The following is a 15143-nucleotide window of genomic DNA, read 5'->3' as shown; positions in this document are numbered from 1 at the left end:
CAGATTTGCGTTCGATGGCGCTTGCAGGGTCAGGCAGCAACGACTGGCGAGCAGCGATCATTTTTCACGCGTCCAAAGAATAGCGTGCAACGTGGAGTTACCCGCGATCTGGCCGCTCTCGTTGATTCCGACAGCTTCGCTGAAGTTGTCGCCGGGGAGCGTGCCCAGGTTGGTCATCGCGCCGTGTTCAAACAGGAAGGCGTTAGGCAAGTACGGACTGGTTCCGGTATCCGACTCGCCGACCACCTGGCCGCGATTGTTGATCCCAAAAGCGTTACTGTCGCTGCGACCGGGAAGCGTGCCCAGGTCGGTCATCACTCCGTGTTCGTACAGAAAGCCGTGCACGTCCCCGCTTGCGGTAGACGATATGCCGATCACCTGACCGCGATCGTTGATCCCCTGAGCATGGCTGAGGCCGCTATCCTGAAGCGTGCCGAGGTCGGTCATCACGCCGTGTTCATACAGAAAGGCGTGTGCGAACCCGCCTGCGGTGGACGAATAGCCGACCACCTGGCCGCGATTGTTGATTCCCAGAGCTCCGCTATCGGTGCCACCGGGGAGCGTGCCCAGGTCGGTCACTGTCCCGTTTTCAAACAGGGCCGCGTGCACATAGCCGCGCAGGTTGGAGGCGGAACCGGCCACCTGGCCGCGCTCGTTGATCGCGGCAGCTGAGCTGAAGTCGCCACCGGGGAGCGTACCCAGGTCGGTCATCACGCCGTGTTCATATAGAAAGGCGTGGTCGTTCCCGCGTGCGGTGCTCGAGGAACCGACCACCTGGCCACGATTGTTGATGGCGGTAGCTGTGCTGATGCTACCGCCTGGGAACGTGCCCAGGTCGGTCACCACCCCGTTTTCAAAGAGACAAGCGTGCGTGCTCCCGCTCGCGGTGATCGAATAGCCGACCACCTGGACGCGCTCGTTGATCCCAAGAGCGCTGCTGGAGTTGAAGCTACCGGGGAGCGCGCCGAGATCCTTGATGACGAGACTTTCGGCTGAGGCAAGCTGGAATGGGGCGACCGCGAGCAGGGTGGTGAAAACAATCAGGACGCGGCGTACATAGTACACACTACTAACTACCTTGAATGTGGATCGCATGGCAAACCCCTTTCCTGAGCCGTAACCTGGATCGCGATCGGCCGCCTGGCCGTCAGCGTGCCGAATGCATTTTGACAACGACGCAGCCAATACCAGGAATGCAGTGCTATTTCGGAATTCGTGAGAACTGTGGGCAGCGAGCGTCACGGCATACACCGCCGGGCGATCACGAAAAGCAATCCTAACCATTCAGAGGCATATGCACCAACATCGACATCAACGTCAGAACGACTGCGATTTATGTGCGGCACAGCGGGGTAGAAGTTACGGTCCACTCTAGTCTATGGAATGCCTTTTTTCAACTGATTAAATAGCGAGGCAAATTAATGACAATGCGAAATTGCCATTGCGTGGCTTTGCTCGATAGCGGACTAAGCGATCGCTTGAATTAGAGCGCTCGCCTCGCTGGACTTCTCACGCCAAATGCGCGAAAGTCAGCAGCAAGGCGAACCATGTAGCGAAGCGCATCCCTCACGCGGGGCGTTGGTCAAAATCTCCACGTGCCTTCTCTACTGCATCCAGATTGTTGGCCGCCCAGACCCAGACTCCGCAAAACGCAGCGCCCAATGTGATCCCGAGGTCTGTGAGTTTGTATTCGACCTTCGGCGGCACGACCGGATACACCGTGCGTGTCACCAGACCATCGCGCTCCATCGCGCGCAAGGTCTGGGTGAGCATTTTCTGACTGATTCCCTCAACCAGTTCGGCAAGCCGGCTGAACCGCAGCGGTGACTTCTCAGCAAGCACGTCGAGAATCAACATCGTCCATTTGTCTGCCACTCGGCCGATGAGATCCGTGACTAACGAAGCAATTCGAGGATCAAGATCGATCGGCGGTGTCAGGGTGGCGTAGTACTGCGCGGCAGCGATCTGTTCCTTGGTGAAATCTGGGACTCGCTTCATTTTCACGCTCTCCTTTTGGTGCGTATATAACCGTCTGGTGCCTTCTTCCCTTTAGAGAGTATGCCGGTCAAACTAGGCTCGTGCTCAACAAAACAGAGAGTGAATGATGAAGATGACCGGAAGAACCATATTGATTACGGGAGGGACCAGCGGGATTGGTCTGGAGTTGGCAAGGCAATTGACCGCTCGGGGTAACACGGTGATCGTCACCGGACGGGATCTCGACCGGCTGGAGGCGGCACGGCAAGCCGTGCCGGGACTCCATGTTTTTCAAAGTGACGTTAGCGATCCGACGAGTGTCGAGTCGTTGTACGAAACCGTGTCTGGCCAGTTTCCAGCGTTGAACACATTGATGAACAACGCGGGAGTGATGCGCAATATCAAACTGGGGCAGCAGCATCGGTTGAGTGATCTGACCACTGAAGTCGACGGAAATCTGAAGGGACCCATGTGGATGATTCAGGCTTTCCTGCCTCTGCTCTTGAAGCAGAACGACAGCCTGATTGTGAACGTGTCATCAGGTTTGGCGTTTATTCCCTTTCCTGCGGCCCCGATATACAGTGCGTCAAAAGCCGCGCTTCATGCCTACACGCAGTGCCTGAGGGCGCAGTTGACCGACACCTGCGTGTCCGTAGTCGAATTGGCCCCGCCGGGCACCGAAACACCGCTATTTCGGGGCGAGTTTGCCGAGGAAATGAAGGGCGAAAAAGGCATGAGTGTGCGCGTGCTCGCCAAGCGTGCCATTGCGGGTATCGAGGCTGGAAAACTCGAAATTCGCCCAGGCGTGAGCAATATATTGAAGATTGCCAGCCGCGTTGCACCGCACTTCATGTTCCGGCAAATGGTAAAACTCGGCCGTCCGAAGCCGGCCAGCGTCTGAGAGAAGTTGCGTCAGCACTCGATATGCATCGGCGTCTATCAATGCGCGAGCATCAGGTCCAAGTTCTGAACCGCTGCACCCGACGCCCCTTTGCCCAGATTATCGAAAACGGCGGATAGCAGCACGTGTCCGTGTTCCTGGTTGAGAAACACACTCAAGTTCATGTCGTTCGTACCGTTTAGCACTTGCGGATCGAGGTGCTTTACGGCACGCGATTCCTCCAGCGGCGAGACGCGCACGTGGGCCATGCCGTCATAGTGGCGCGCGAGGCATGCGTGTAACGCGGCGCCGTCGACGCCGGGCGCCAGCAGCCGCAGCTCCAGGGGCACCGTCAGCACGATGCCCTGGCGAAACGCACCATACGCAGGGACGAACAAGGGCCGCTGCGTGAGCTCCGCGTGCCGCTGGATTTCCGGGGTGTGCTTATGCGCGAGTTCCAGACCATATACCTGGTAGGCGGGCGTGTTGACGGCGCCCGGCCCCTCATGTTCCTCCACGCCAGCGCGCCCGCGTCCGGAGTAGCCGGACACCGCATGAATGCTGACCGGATAACCGCCGGGTATGAGTCCGGCTTGCAACAGAGGCCGCAGCAGACCTATCGCGCCGGTCGGATAGCAACCAGGATTGGTGACCCGGTGTGCGTTCGCTATCCGCTCCGGCTGTCCCGGGGTCATTTCCGGAAAGCCGTATGTCCAGTCCGGGTGCGTGCGGTGCGCGGAACTTGCGTCGATAACTCTGACGGCGGGATTGACGATGGCGTCTACCGCCTTGCGCGCGGCGTCGTCGGGCAGGCAGAGAATGGCAATATCACAGGTATTGATGGCCTCGGCGCGGCGCCGGGGATCCTTACGCTCTGCAGCGGGAAGCGTAAAGAGTTTCAGGTCGGTCCGGTCGCGCAGCCGTTCGTGAATCTGCAACCCGGTGGTGCCTTGGTCACCGTCGATGAAAACAAGGGGAGAGCTCATGCGTGAATACTCCGGTGGCTGGGCTGTAACAAGTAGAGTGAGCCATCATTTTCTACGCGCGGCTACAATAGCAAAAGTTGAATTTCATAACGTACACATTCAGATTTACTGAATCAGGACGCCGCTATGCGAGAGATCAGCCTGGACCGTTTGCGCACCTTGGTTGCCATTGCCGACCGCGGCTCGTTTGCCGATGCGGCGCGTGCGTTGCACCTGGCGCCTCCGACCGTCAGCTTGCATATCGCAGAACTCGAAGACCGCATTGGGGCGCCGCTCCTGTCACGCAAGCGCGGAAACGTAAGGCCGTCGGCGATCGGCGAGGTGCTGGTAGAGCGCGCGCGTCGACTGCTGGCCGATACGGAGCAGGCATTGGACGATGTTCAACGCCAGGTGCAGGGTCTTGCAGGACGCGTGCGACTCGGTGCGTCGACCGGTGCAATCGCACATCTGTTGCCGCAAGCCCTGGATGTGCTGCGGCAGGACCATCCCGCTATCGACATTCAGGTTGCGGTCCTCACTTCGCAGGAAACGCTAACCCGACTGGCGGGAGGGACACTGGATGTTGGGCTGGTCGCGCTGCCTCAGCCTCCGGCGGCTGGACTCGTGATAAAGCCATGGCGTCGCGACCCCGTCATGGCTTTCGTGCCGGCGCATTGGCGGTGTCCGGCTCGCGTCACGCCGGAATGGCTCGCTGCTCAGCCGCTTATTCTGAATGACGCCACCACGCGTCTCTCGCGATTGAGTGCGGAGTGGTTCGCGAGCGCCGGTCACCATCCTGCGCCGCGCATCCAGCTTAACTACAACGACGCGATCAAGAGTCTGGTCGCAGCGGGTTACGGCGCGGCGCTGTTGCCCCACGAGGCTAGTACTCCATTGCCCGACAGGCGCGTCGTTATGCGTCCTCTGCGCCCTGCGTTGTGGCGCCGGCTCGGCATCGCACATCGTGCAGGGTATGTCGAGCATTCCACACAACACGTACTTGATGTGTTGTGGGATCTGCGATTGAGATAGCGGTCGTTATTTGTTGCTTCGGCTGGGTTGACTCCGTAGAAAGAGTTCGTACCCAGCCTACCGAAGCGCGTTCAAATACCGGTTGACCTCGGTCAACAGCGCCGAGTGGTACGTTTCCGGCAACGGCCGGTCGTCACTGAGAGACATCAGCTTCTCAACCCTGCCTCGGAACGACTCGGCGACACCTTCGCGCATCGCAAGGGGCAAGCGGGTCAACACGGAAGCCAGCAACCCACTGATGATTTCAAGGCGTGCGCTGTGTTGTAGCAGACTGACGCCGTTTAGCGTTGACAGGGTCGCGAGTGAATCGAGCAACGTGTCGTCGCTCGCTATCGCGGACTGAGGGGCCGGTACCGGCGACGATTGCGCCGGTGAAACCAGGGCCGCCTCAACGTCTGCGTCGTCGCTCTGCATTTTGAAGAGACTGAACATGATGTATCTGCAGATCAGAATGTTTCCCAGTCGGCCTTCCCGGTATCCCCAACGGCAGCAGCGTGCCTGTCAGCCTCGGGAGCCCGGGCGGCAGCCTTCGGCTTTTGTGGCTCCGTACGACGCACGGCGGGAGCCTTGGGAGCAGGCAGGCGAGGCTTGCTTTGCGGAGTCGCGACGTGTGACGCGAATTGCCCCGTATCGGCTACCTTGAACACGGCCACGGCATCCTTCAAACTGATCGCCTGCTCTTCCAGTGATTGAGCTGCGGCGGCAGCCTGCTCGACGAGCGCCGCGTTCTGTTGCGTGACTTCGTCCATCTGGCTGACGGCCTGATTCACCTGCTCGATGCCGCGGCTTTGTTCTTCGGACGCCGCGGCGATCTCGCCAACAATATCGGAAACCTGTTTGATCGCCTGCTTGACCCGACCCATGGTGGCGCTGACTTCGGTTGCCTGCTGCGCACCCTCGTGGATCGTCGTCACGGAAGAGCTGATCAGTTCCTTGATTTCCTTGGCTGCGGCGGCCGAACGCTGAGCCAGACTGCGAACCTCGCTGGCTACGACGGCAAAGCCTCGACCCTGCTCGCCAGCACGCGCTGCTTCCACAGCAGCGTTCAGCGCGAGAATATTCGTCTGGAACGCAATCCCTTCGATCACGCCTGTGATTTCGGAAATCTTGCTGGAACTGCTGCTGATCTCCCCGATTGTCCCGACCATGGCCTGAACCGAGTCGTTACCCGCATCGGCTATGTCCGTAGCGTGGGTGGCCAAGGCATTCGCCTGGCGGGCGTTGTCGGCGTTCTGTTTCACCGTTTCGGTCAACTGCGTCATGCTGGCCGCGGTTTCTTCCAGTGAGCTCGCCTGCTGCTCCGTGCGAGCGGAGAGATCGGTATTGCCGCTGGCGATTTCACGCGACGCCACCGTGACCGATTCGGTGGTTGCCTTGATTCCGCGCACCGTATCGCTGAGTTGCCGGTCCATTTTCTTGAGCGCATCCAGAAGTTGACCGGATTCGTCGAGCGAAACATTGACGATGTCATTGCCGAGCTTTCCTGCCGCGATGTGATTTGCGACATCAAGCGCGGTTTGCAGCGCCGTCGTTACCGAGCGGACAACCCGAATACCAACGATCATGGCCAGCAGCGATACAAGGGCCACGATCACAATAGATAAAATCCGAAGGTGACTGGCGGCCGTCTGCTCGTCAATGAGCTTTGCCTGAGCAGCGGATTGCACATGCTGTTTCATGGCGGTCAGAATGCTGAATACCTGATTGGCATTCTCTTTAACTTCAAGCCGGTTAACCTCCGCTCCGCCTTTGATGTCGCCGGCTTCGATTCGCGCGACCTGGTGTTTCATGCCGGCCTGCATGCGCTGGTAGGCATTCTGCAAATTCGCGATTACGCTGGCCTGGGTGCCGTCATCATGCGCAGCCAGTTCGTTTAGCGCCTTGTCCACTGCGGTGAAGCGGTCGTTGTTCTCCTGCTTCCAGATCGCAATAGACGCAGGATCACCAATCGCGATCATGCGCAGAATATTGATATCGGATCGGGTGAGAAGGCCATCGACTTCGCCTATCGTCAAAACGTCGCGGAAGTCTCGTTCATACATCTGGGCCGAGCGCGCGTTAGACTCGTCGAGCTTGACGAGAAAAAACACGCTTAAGCTCACCATGCTAAGCACAAGCAGGATAACCACGGACAAAAGCTTACTACTGACACTCGATTTCACAATTCACCCCGGCTCGACATTGGTCTGTAATTTATTCGTATGTCACGCGAAGGGTGAATGCTAAGTCGATTAGCGAATCCTGATAAGGGTAATTACTGTAAGTTTTTATTGGAATTTTCGTAAGCACTTCCCTTGCTATTGTAGGGAAGATGGAGTGCCGACTCTGTTCGAGATATGGAGTCTCACGAACGATACGGGTCGATACGTCACCTACGCGCTTTCGGATTTTCGCTTATCAGGAAGCGACCGGGGCACGCACATACGTTGGGAATATAAGTTTCGCCCGAGGAGTTTGCCCGACGGATTGTTTATCTCGCGATTCGTGCACGAGGACTTCCGCCGGTTCATGGAAGCGACGTTGGTAGCGATTCGCGGCTCGTGTTGCTAGAGCTGTCTCGCGCAGAGATCCGCGACTTCTCCCGCCGTCGCGGTTGCGCGCGCCATCGTTCGTCGGTTCATCCACTCGAAGCGGCCGGAGGCGATTGCGTTTTTGCCGATTACCACGCGTTGCCGGCACGCGATCAGCTCGGCATCGGCGAGCTTTTTGCCAGCTTGCGCCTGGCGGTCGTCCACGAGCACGCTCAGTCCTCTCGCCTGCAGATCGCGCCGCATTGCCTCGGCTGCCTCCTGGTGCGCCTGGCGGTCCCAATCGATGACCGTCAGCACGACGTCGAAAGTATTGAACGACTCGCTGCCCCAGAATCCTCGCTCGTCGCGCTGACGGTTGAGCAGGAGCATTGCCAGACGCGAGATACCCACTCCGAAGCAGCCCATTTTGACGAACTCGCCTTTGGCGTTGACTAGTCCCATAGCCTTCGAGTAGCGGTCGCCAAGGTCGAAGATGTGGGCACACTCAAGCGATTTGCGTCCGTCGGTTTCGTCCTCGCCCAGCTCACTGAGGACGTGAAACTCCTCCGAACTTCGGCCGCCAATTTCCCCGTTGTCGGAAGACTTTATGACGACGTCCAGCTGCAGGCGGCGGAAGATGCGGATATATGCTTCGCGAACGGCCTCATACGCCTTCCGTGCGCCTTCCTCCGTAGCGTTGAATGTATAGGCGTCTTTCATGATGAATTCTTTGGCCCGCGCCAATCCGCCTCGCGTCCTTAACTCGTCACGGTACTTGTTGCCAAACTGATAGAGGCCCACGCTCATGTCTGTCTTGTTGTAGTGAGTTTTGACCATGTTGGTGGCCAGTTCCTCGCACGTCGCACCCAGACAAAACAGACGGCCGGTCCGGTTGGTCAACCTCATCAGCTCGTCGCCGTAGACGTCTATCCGCCCGCTTTGCCGCCACAGGTCGGCATCCTGCAGAAGGCTCATCTGCATTTCGCAGAACCCGGCTCGGTCCATCTCCTCGCGCACAATGCTTTCGACGCGGCGTTGGGCTCTCAATCCCAGTGACATCCACGAGTAAAGTCCTGCAGCGTCCTGGTGGATAAGGCATGACTTGCGAGCAAGGTCGGTCAGCTCAAGCCTGTCGTTGTCTTGCTCAAAAAAGCTGTTCGAGAAAAACTGCTGTGAGAATTTCATCATGTGCTCCGGATTTAAATTCAGCGAAAAAATAGGTCTGAAAATAAAAAACGCCCGCAGGGGGCGTCCGGATCGTTCAGTCTCACGCAAGGCGCAGGCGACTAGCCTTTCTTGTGCGCATTTTGAGGTCGCGAGCAAACTCCGGCCGCTACTGCGGGCACCGGAGGTCGTTGCGGAAGGTTCCTCAAAAATTCCATGACGTCTTGTTTCTGTCCAAAAACCGAGGATTGGTCGCGTTGATACGCTTAAGGTGGGGCGCCGGTTGGCATCCTCTTCTCAGTGAATATTACTTTGCCTGAAACGCGGCGTCGCCGCAACCCCGGTCCTCCCGTGGCAAAGCCGAGCGTTGCGCACCCCCATTGCAGGCAGGGGCGGGTTGACCAAGCCTGGCCATGAGTTGCCGGAAAAGTCCTGCCGAAACGCCGAATGATGGTTACACTTGATAACGTTTATTCATGTGCCAGGAGACTTCTATGAGCAAGCGTACCCTTGTATCGACTGCCGCCACGTTGCTGTGCGTGGGTGCCCTGACTGGTTTGACCGCCACCTCGGCTCAGGCAGCCGGTGCACCGGTGAAGTGCCATCTGACCTTCAGCATGTCCGGATGGTCGGCGATTTATCAACATGCCGAAGGGCGCGGCAGAGTAACTTGCGATAATGGGCAAAAGGCCGCTGTCACGATCAGCGTGCACGGCGGCGGCCTGACGGCCGGCAAGTTCCACGTCACCGGCCACGGCGATATCAGCAATGTCTATAGCATCAGGGATGTGTACGGCAGCTATGCGCAGGCTGGTGCTTCGGCCGGCGTGGGGAATAGCGGTACTGCCCAGGTGCTGACGAAGGGAACGACGTCGATGGCGTTGAGCGGCAGCGGGGAGGGTGTAGACCTTGGTGTCGCGGTCGATGCCTTCAAGATTGAACCGGTCAGATGAAATCGATGTGAACACAGCGGATGATTGCTACAGATGTAGCATCGTCCGCTGTGTAATGGCCGCTCGCCTTGAATGCGGTTGTGGGAGACGATGAAATGCGCGTACTGATCGTCGATGATCACGAGCTCTTCAGAGCCGGATTGGCGCTTCTCCTCAGGGAGCTCTTCCCGAACATCGAGTTGCTGCACGCGAGCAAGTGATGCGTGAACTGGAAGATTCTCAGAAAAATGGCCAGGCAGCGCAGATGCGTGAACTTTACCAAGGCGGCGACTAACGAGGCATCGCAAGGCAGAAGGGTGTTTCAACCATCCGCACACCCGTTTCCTGATAGTGCTTCGGGCTACACGTCATTGAAACGAAGCTGTCGTCGCGATCTCGACGATCCAATCGACAAATGCCTTGATCGCGGCGCTTGCATTCCGGCCAAGTGGATAGACAATGGAAATCGGTACCGGCGTGCATCGCACGTCAGCCAGCACTTCCTTGAGCCGTCCGGTTTGCAGGTAGGGAGATGCTGCGAATCGTGATATCTGGATCAGCCCCAGGCCTTCCAGACCGCATTGCAAATAGGCTTCCGTTTCGTTGATGGAAAAACGGCTTTGCATCGTGATCGCAAGATCTTCACCGTCAACCTTGAAGCGCCAGTCAAGCGGACGGCCGGTCGCATTCGATATGTAGTTGACTACGCGGTGAGCGCCTAGCGCGCTCACCGAATCGGGCTCGCCATGCTCCCTGAGATAGCCGGGCGACGCGCAGGTCAGCCAACCTAGTTGCCCGAGCCGACGCGCTACCAGAGTCGAGTCCGTCAGTTCGCCAGTGCGGATGACGCAATCAATGCCGTCGTAGATCAGGTCCGCGGGTCGGTCGCTGAGCCCTAGCACCAGTTCGATGTCCGGAAAGCGCTTCTCGAACTCGGGCAGCCTCGGCAAGACGATCGCCCGGGCGATCAGCCCCGGCATACCTGCCCGCACACGTCCGCGCGGGGTCATTGCGTCAGAGGAGAGGTCGATCTCCGCTTTCGCAATGTCGGACAGAATGGCCTGGCACGATGCGAAGTAACGCGCGCCCGCATCGGTCAGGCTGAGCGTTCGGGTACTGCGCCTGAGCAGCGGCGTGCCAAGATGAGTCTCCAGATTCTTGATGACTGTCGTGACGGACGATCGAGGCATCGACAACGTCTCCGCTGCCTTGCTGAAGCTCTGTGCCTCGACGACGCGTACAAAGGTGGTCATTGCCAGAAGTTTGTCCATACGTGGTCGGCGTTGGGTCTGGTCGTCAGCAGAGCGCGACCGGCAGCTTGAGGGACACCCATCATACCGTCACCGCGGGACGTTCCCGCCCAATGAGTCTGTCCGGCTTGCGAGTGGAGCCGGCTGATTCGCCGCGGATGCTTTCTGTATTCCGCCACGGCGAACAATGCGGCGCCTGTGCGCCCCTACACTCCTGATCATTCGACGGCCCGACTCTCCAGTCAGCACAAAGCGAGTGCTACGTAGTCCGGTCGCGAACTCCGCTTCTACTCAACTCCATTTCTTCAAAGAGGTAACGCATATGTTGCACGACAACGGCATTCTCGTTCTAGGCGCTGGCGAGCTCGGCATGGCTGTAGTGCGCACACTGGTGCGCCGAACGGCGCCTGCCGCCATCCCCGTGGCAGTGCTACTCCGTCCGGCGACCATCCAGTCTACGGACCCCGTCAAACAGAAGGACGTGGCAGAGCTACGCTCGTTAGGCGTCGAAATCGTTCCAGGAGATCTTTCGGACCAATCGGGCGCTGCGCTCGCGGCCATTTTCCGACGGTTCGATACCGTCATTTCATGCACCGGGTTTGTCGGCGGTCCAGGTGTACAACTCAAGCTCGCCCGAGCCGCGCTGGATGCCGGAGTCAAACGGTATTTCCCCTGGCAATTCGGCGTCGACTATGAGGTGATCGGTAGAGGAAGCGCGCAGGATCTCTTCGACGAACAACTCGACGTGCGCGATCTTCTCCGCTCGCAAGTGCAGACCGAATGGGTCATTGTCTCGACCGGTATGTTTACGAGTTTCCTGTTCGAACCAGCGTTCGGCGTTGTGGATCTGGCCCGGAACACTGTGAACGCATTGGGCGGTTGGGACAACGCGGTGACGGTGACGACGGCGGAGGACATCGGCGCGCTGACCACGGAGATTGTGTTCTCGGAGCCGAGAATTGCCAACCAGGTGGTGTACATCGCGGGCGACACAGTGACTTATCGGCAACTGGCGGACACGATTGACAGATTGATGGGCACGGAAGTCCTTCGCAGTGCCTGGAGCGTGGATGAACTGAAGCGGAAACTGGTCCAGGAACCTGATGATTCTCTGCGGAAGTATCGTGTTGTTTTTGCGGAAGGGCGCGGTGTAGCGTGGGATCAGCAAAGCACGTTCAACGCGCAACGGGGTATCGCGGTCAGCGGGCTCGAGGAGTGGATGCGAAGCAACGCCGTGGTAAGCGAAGCTGCAAGGACTACCTGATCATTCCGTCATCATAGAACCGAACCCAACCGGTTTGGTTCTGCCGCGACCGGTCAATTCCGCTCACATACTCAAGAGAATTTTTGGCTTGGAGAACGCTTCAACCGCGGGCTATGCTGGGACGATGGAAAGCGCGGCGCGCCTGCGCCGTGCAGTGTTAGTCCAACGGCGCTTCACGGGAGACGACATGATCGAGCCGATCGACATTGGTGCGCTCGCGGGTGACACACTTCAGGGCTACTCAAATCGGGTTCTGACCAGCGTGAACGACCACGATGTTCATTTGAGCGTCATGGACGGCCCATATTTCTGGCACCTGCATCCCGACTCTGACGAAACATTCCTCGTCATTGAGGGTGTGCTCACCATTGATTTCGACGATGGATCGGTCGACGTCCAATCCGGCCAGCTGCTCACTGTGCCGGCGGGTATGCGTCATCGGACGCGACCCCACGGCGCACGCTCGGTTAACCTGACGGTTGAAAAGGCCAACGCGACGATGATCAGGTGCGAAGCACCATCGGGTTGGCCGCGATCGTCTTGAGTGAATCGACGGGTACTTGCGGCCAAACCTCGAAGCCCCTTCCGCACCGATTAGTTTTGCCCAATGGCCCGCACAATAGCGTCACCCATCTCATGAGTCTTACTGGTCCCACCCAGATCAGCCGTAAGCGAACGCTTCTCACGCATAACGGTGCCCACCGCTTTCTCGATCAGCACAGCGGCTTCGCGTGCTTTGGCGACGTCATGCTTGCGCCCGAGCCAATCAAGCAGCATCTGCCCGGACATAACCATCGCGTACGGATTTGCAATGCCGCGACCAGCAATGTCGGGGGCCGACCCATGCGTGGCCTGAGCCATCGCATGTCGCGGCCCAGCTGAAAGCCCCGGCGCCAAACCGAGACCTCCAACAAGTCCCGCTGCCTCATCGCTAAGAATGTCGCCAAACATATTGGTGGTGACGATTACATCGTATTTCTGCGGCGTCATCACGAGACGCATCGCGAACGTATCGACAATCGCTTCGTTCATGACCACATCCGGATACTCAGCCGCGATACGCTTGGCCTCCTCAACAAACATGCCGCAGCCGAGCTTGAAAACCGTATCCTTATGAACCACGGTGACCTGTTTGCGTCTCGATCGTGCCAGCTTGAACGCCTCGTGCAACACCTTCGACGACCCGGCGCGGGTGATCACGCGCACCGAAATGGTCACATCATGAGTAGGCCGAAATTCCCCGCACCCGGCGACAACATTGCGGTCTGGCTGAAACCCCTCATTGTTCTCCCGCACGATGACAAGATCGACGTTCTGATGCAGCGACTCAATGCCGGCATACGAAAGGGAAGGGCGGATATTCGCAAACAGATCGAAGTGTTTGCGCAAGATCGGATGCGGATTGACTGCCTCAGGCACTTTCGGATAAGCCATATGTCCGATGGGTCCGAGCACCCACCCGTCGAGCGATTCCAGTTTTTCCAGAGTGCCGGGAGGCAACGTATGGCCGAGCGTGTCGTACGCCTTGCGGCCAATCGGAATGGGATGCCAGTCGATCTCAAGACCGGTCGCCTCAGCGGCCGCTCGCATCACTTTCACCGTCTCGGGCACGACCTCGTGACCAATATCGTCGCCTTCCAGAATACCTATTTTCATACTGCTTTCTCCGTTCAAATGAGGATGTCTAATGATCGATACGATTCATGGCGAAAGCTCTTCAAGGCTGCGGCCGTTAGTCGGTGGACCGAACCCGCCGATACCAACGATGATCGCTGCCATCGCAAGGCCAATCATGAGGAACACGCCGCGTTGACCATAACTGGCCATCAGATCGCCCACCCAGTAGCCGACGAAAACCGAACTGACGCGGCTCCAGCAAAAGGTGAAACCAATGGCGCGGGCACGAATGCGCGTAGGGAAGAGTTCCGCCGCATAGGGGTGAAAGATGGCAATCATCCAGTTGTTGCCCAGCGCGATCAGTCCACCCGTGCAGACAATCAGCGGCACGTTGTGGCCCGTGGCAAACAACGTTCCCGCCACGCCGATCAGACAGGCGCATAAAACGAGCTGCCACTTGCGCTCGATACGTTCGGAAAAATAGCTGCCTACGGCGGCGCCAACCGGCGCCATCAGCACGATCGCGAGCGAATAGTTGAGCGAGTGGACGATCGAAAATCCGTGATGCATGAGCAGCACCGGCACGAATGCGGTAAAGCCGAACACCGCAATGGTCTGCGAGAACTGGAACAGCGACACGATGATCGTGCGCGGCAGATAGAAGCGGCTGAAGATTTCTCTCCATCGCCCTTTTTCGATAATCGGATCCGGCACGCTCAGGTCAGGCGCGGATAAAGGCTCGCCACGCTCGTTTTCCACAGCCTGTTCGATCTCACGTACCACACGGTCCGCCTCCTCCACCCGGCCGTGGACTTCGAGCCAGCGCGGCGATTCGGGCAAACCGCGTTGCAGCAGGAAAACAATCAGGCCGCTAGCCGAGCCGATTATCACGACGATCCGCCAGCCAGCGATTCCGAACGGATCGAGCGGCACGAGGATCGCAGCAAGCAAGGCCGCCACTGGAATGGCCGACAGCACGAAGATGTACGAAGTCGTCATGTAGCGGCCCCGGCTCGCCCGGGGAGTCAGCTCCGTGACGTAGCAATCGTTGTTCACGAGTTGCATGCCGACGGCAAAGCCGGCTATGAAGCGCGCCAGATCGATCAGCAACGGATCGCTGAGGACGGCCACCGCAAACTGCGAAGCCGAGTAGACCATCATCGAATACACGAACACCGCGCGCCGTCCAAAACGGTCGGACACCGCGCCGAAAGCAGCAGTACTAAGAAACATGCCGATAAAGAACGAAGCGAGAAAGCTGGCAAAGCTATGAACATCCAGCAAGCCCTTGTTGGCGATCGTATAGATGCCGGAGCGCACCAGACCCAACGAAATAAAGCCCGGCATAAACAGTTCGAAGAATTCAAACCAGCCGCCCGCAGCAATTCGCGCGACGATCTTCATCAGATGACGCGACCTCGGCAACCGGTCGATTCTCGCCATGATCGCGTAGTTACTTCGCAGCGCTGACGGCAAGCTGAGTTCCATGTTTGTCTCCGTCTTTATAGTGGCTTTGCGCATCATTAGGCGCGCCGTGCAGCACTTTGTTGCG

Annotated in this window: 14 protein-coding genes; 5 read left to right on the top strand and 9 right to left on the bottom strand. The window is 58.4% G+C overall.

Annotated features, from left to right (window positions below; translation table 11 throughout):
- Nucleotides 1-57: 57 nt before the first annotated feature.
- Together P3T17_RS29150 and P3T17_RS29145 are read right to left on the bottom strand one after the other, a co-directional pair.
- Complete coding sequence (locus P3T17_RS29150) at nucleotides 58-1242, bottom strand: DUF3466 family protein (protein WP_429409905.1); 1185 nt, start codon at nucleotides 1240-1242, stop codon at nucleotides 58-60.
- A gap of 324 nt (nucleotides 1243-1566) precedes the next feature.
- Complete coding sequence (locus P3T17_RS29145; protein ID WP_074267952.1) at nucleotides 1567-1998, bottom strand: winged helix-turn-helix transcriptional regulator; 432 nt, start codon at nucleotides 1996-1998, stop codon at nucleotides 1567-1569.
- Nucleotides 1999-2101: 103 nt separating this feature from the next.
- On the opposite strand from P3T17_RS29145, the gene P3T17_RS29140 reads away from it, so the two are divergent.
- Nucleotides 2102-2878, top strand: coding sequence for an SDR family oxidoreductase (locus P3T17_RS29140; protein WP_429409903.1), 777 nt, complete (start codon nucleotides 2102-2104; stop codon nucleotides 2876-2878).
- A 38-nt stretch (nucleotides 2879-2916) separates the two neighbouring features.
- Here the strand turns inward: P3T17_RS29140 and argC are convergent, their stop codons facing one another.
- Nucleotides 2917-3843, bottom strand: coding sequence for an N-acetyl-gamma-glutamyl-phosphate reductase (gene argC, locus P3T17_RS29135; protein ID WP_429409901.1), 927 nt, complete (start codon nucleotides 3841-3843; stop codon nucleotides 2917-2919).
- A 126-nt stretch (nucleotides 3844-3969) separates the two neighbouring features.
- Here argC and P3T17_RS29130 point away from each other — a divergent pair, with 126 nt between their 5' ends.
- Entirely contained in the window at nucleotides 3970-4854 is an 885-nt protein-coding gene (locus P3T17_RS29130) for a LysR family transcriptional regulator (protein WP_429409899.1), read from the top strand.
- 57 nt (nucleotides 4855-4911) lie between these two features.
- Here P3T17_RS29130 and P3T17_RS29125 read toward each other — a convergent pair whose 3' ends face one another.
- The 3 genes from P3T17_RS29125 to P3T17_RS29115 form a co-directional block, all read right to left on the bottom strand.
- Nucleotides 4912-5286: a hypothetical protein gene (locus P3T17_RS29125; RefSeq protein ID WP_429409897.1), complete on the bottom strand. Its 375-nt coding sequence runs from the start codon at nucleotides 5284-5286 to the stop codon at nucleotides 4912-4914.
- Nucleotides 5287-5300: 14 nt separating this feature from the next.
- Nucleotides 5301-7016 carry a methyl-accepting chemotaxis protein gene (locus P3T17_RS29120; RefSeq protein WP_429409895.1) on the bottom strand — a complete coding sequence of 572 codons (1716 nt, stop codon included), beginning with the start codon at nucleotides 7014-7016 and terminating at the stop codon, nucleotides 5301-5303.
- Between the two features lie 384 nt (nucleotides 7017-7400).
- Entirely contained in the window at nucleotides 7401-8552 is a 1152-nt protein-coding gene (locus P3T17_RS29115) for an aminoacyl--tRNA ligase-related protein (RefSeq protein WP_429409893.1), read from the bottom strand.
- A gap of 470 nt (nucleotides 8553-9022) precedes the next feature.
- On the opposite strand from P3T17_RS29115, the gene P3T17_RS29110 reads away from it, so the two are divergent.
- Nucleotides 9023-9481 (top strand): hypothetical protein, encoded by a 459-nt coding sequence (locus P3T17_RS29110; protein WP_074267957.1) that lies wholly within the window; start codon nucleotides 9023-9025, stop codon nucleotides 9479-9481.
- Nucleotides 9482-9828: 347 nt separating this feature from the next.
- Here P3T17_RS29110 and P3T17_RS29105 read toward each other — a convergent pair whose 3' ends face one another.
- Nucleotides 9829-10731, bottom strand: a complete 903-nt coding sequence (locus P3T17_RS29105; RefSeq protein ID WP_429409891.1) for a LysR family transcriptional regulator — start codon at nucleotides 10729-10731, stop codon at nucleotides 9829-9831.
- Nucleotides 10732-11032: 301 nt separating this feature from the next.
- Here P3T17_RS29105 and P3T17_RS29100 point away from each other — a divergent pair, with 301 nt between their 5' ends.
- Complete coding sequence (locus tag P3T17_RS29100) at nucleotides 11033-11974, top strand: aromatic alcohol reductase (protein ID WP_429409889.1); 942 nt, start codon at nucleotides 11033-11035, stop codon at nucleotides 11972-11974.
- 187 nt (nucleotides 11975-12161) lie between these two features.
- Entirely contained in the window at nucleotides 12162-12518 is a 357-nt protein-coding gene (locus P3T17_RS29095; RefSeq protein WP_429409887.1) for a cupin domain-containing protein, read from the top strand.
- Nucleotides 12519-12568: 50 nt separating this feature from the next.
- Here the strand turns inward: P3T17_RS29095 and P3T17_RS29090 are convergent, their stop codons facing one another.
- Nucleotides 12569-13630, bottom strand: a complete 1062-nt coding sequence (locus tag P3T17_RS29090) for an isocitrate/isopropylmalate dehydrogenase family protein (protein WP_074267961.1) — start codon at nucleotides 13628-13630, stop codon at nucleotides 12569-12571.
- A 45-nt stretch (nucleotides 13631-13675) separates the two neighbouring features.
- Complete coding sequence (locus P3T17_RS29085; protein WP_429409884.1) at nucleotides 13676-15079, bottom strand: MFS transporter; 1404 nt, start codon at nucleotides 15077-15079, stop codon at nucleotides 13676-13678.
- Nucleotides 15080-15143 lie beyond the last annotated feature (64 nt).

It is taken from the genome of Paraburkholderia sp. GAS82 (assembly GCF_050436285.1).
GTDB classification, from domain to species: Bacteria; Pseudomonadota; Gammaproteobacteria; order Burkholderiales; family Burkholderiaceae; genus Paraburkholderia; species Paraburkholderia phenazinium_B.
The sequence above is the reverse complement of the archived record's forward strand: the minus strand, read 5'-3'. Positions and strand labels throughout refer to the sequence as shown.

Bases quoted from the DNA above. Each gene is read 5' to 3' on its own strand.
- P3T17_RS29145 (WP_074267952.1), bottom strand. From the start codon at position 1,998: ATGAAGCGAGTCCCAGATTTCACCAAGGAACAGATCGCTGCCGCGCAG.
- P3T17_RS29140 (WP_429409903.1), top strand. From the start codon at position 2,102: ATGATGAAGATGACCGGAAGAACCATATTGATTACGGGAGGGACCAGC.
- argC (WP_429409901.1), bottom strand. From the start codon at position 3,843: ATGAGCTCTCCCCTTGTTTTCATCGACGGTGACCAAGGCACCACCGGG.
- P3T17_RS29130 (WP_429409899.1), top strand. From the start codon at position 3,970: ATGCGAGAGATCAGCCTGGACCGTTTGCGCACCTTGGTTGCCATTGCC.
- P3T17_RS29125 (WP_429409897.1), bottom strand. From the start codon at position 5,286: ATGTTCAGTCTCTTCAAAATGCAGAGCGACGACGCAGACGTTGAGGCG.
- P3T17_RS29115 (WP_429409893.1), bottom strand. From the start codon at position 8,552: ATGATGAAATTCTCACAGCAGTTTTTCTCGAACAGCTTTTTTGAGCAA.
- P3T17_RS29110 (WP_074267957.1), top strand. From the start codon at position 9,023: ATGAGCAAGCGTACCCTTGTATCGACTGCCGCCACGTTGCTGTGCGTG.
- P3T17_RS29105 (WP_429409891.1), bottom strand. From the start codon at position 10,731: ATGGACAAACTTCTGGCAATGACCACCTTTGTACGCGTCGTCGAGGCA.
- P3T17_RS29100 (WP_429409889.1), top strand. From the start codon at position 11,033: ATGTTGCACGACAACGGCATTCTCGTTCTAGGCGCTGGCGAGCTCGGC.
- P3T17_RS29095 (WP_429409887.1), top strand. From the start codon at position 12,162: ATGATCGAGCCGATCGACATTGGTGCGCTCGCGGGTGACACACTTCAG.
- P3T17_RS29090 (WP_074267961.1), bottom strand. From the start codon at position 13,630: ATGAAAATAGGTATTCTGGAAGGCGACGATATTGGTCACGAGGTCGTG.
- P3T17_RS29085 (WP_429409884.1), bottom strand. From the start codon at position 15,079: ATGGAACTCAGCTTGCCGTCAGCGCTGCGAAGTAACTACGCGATCATG.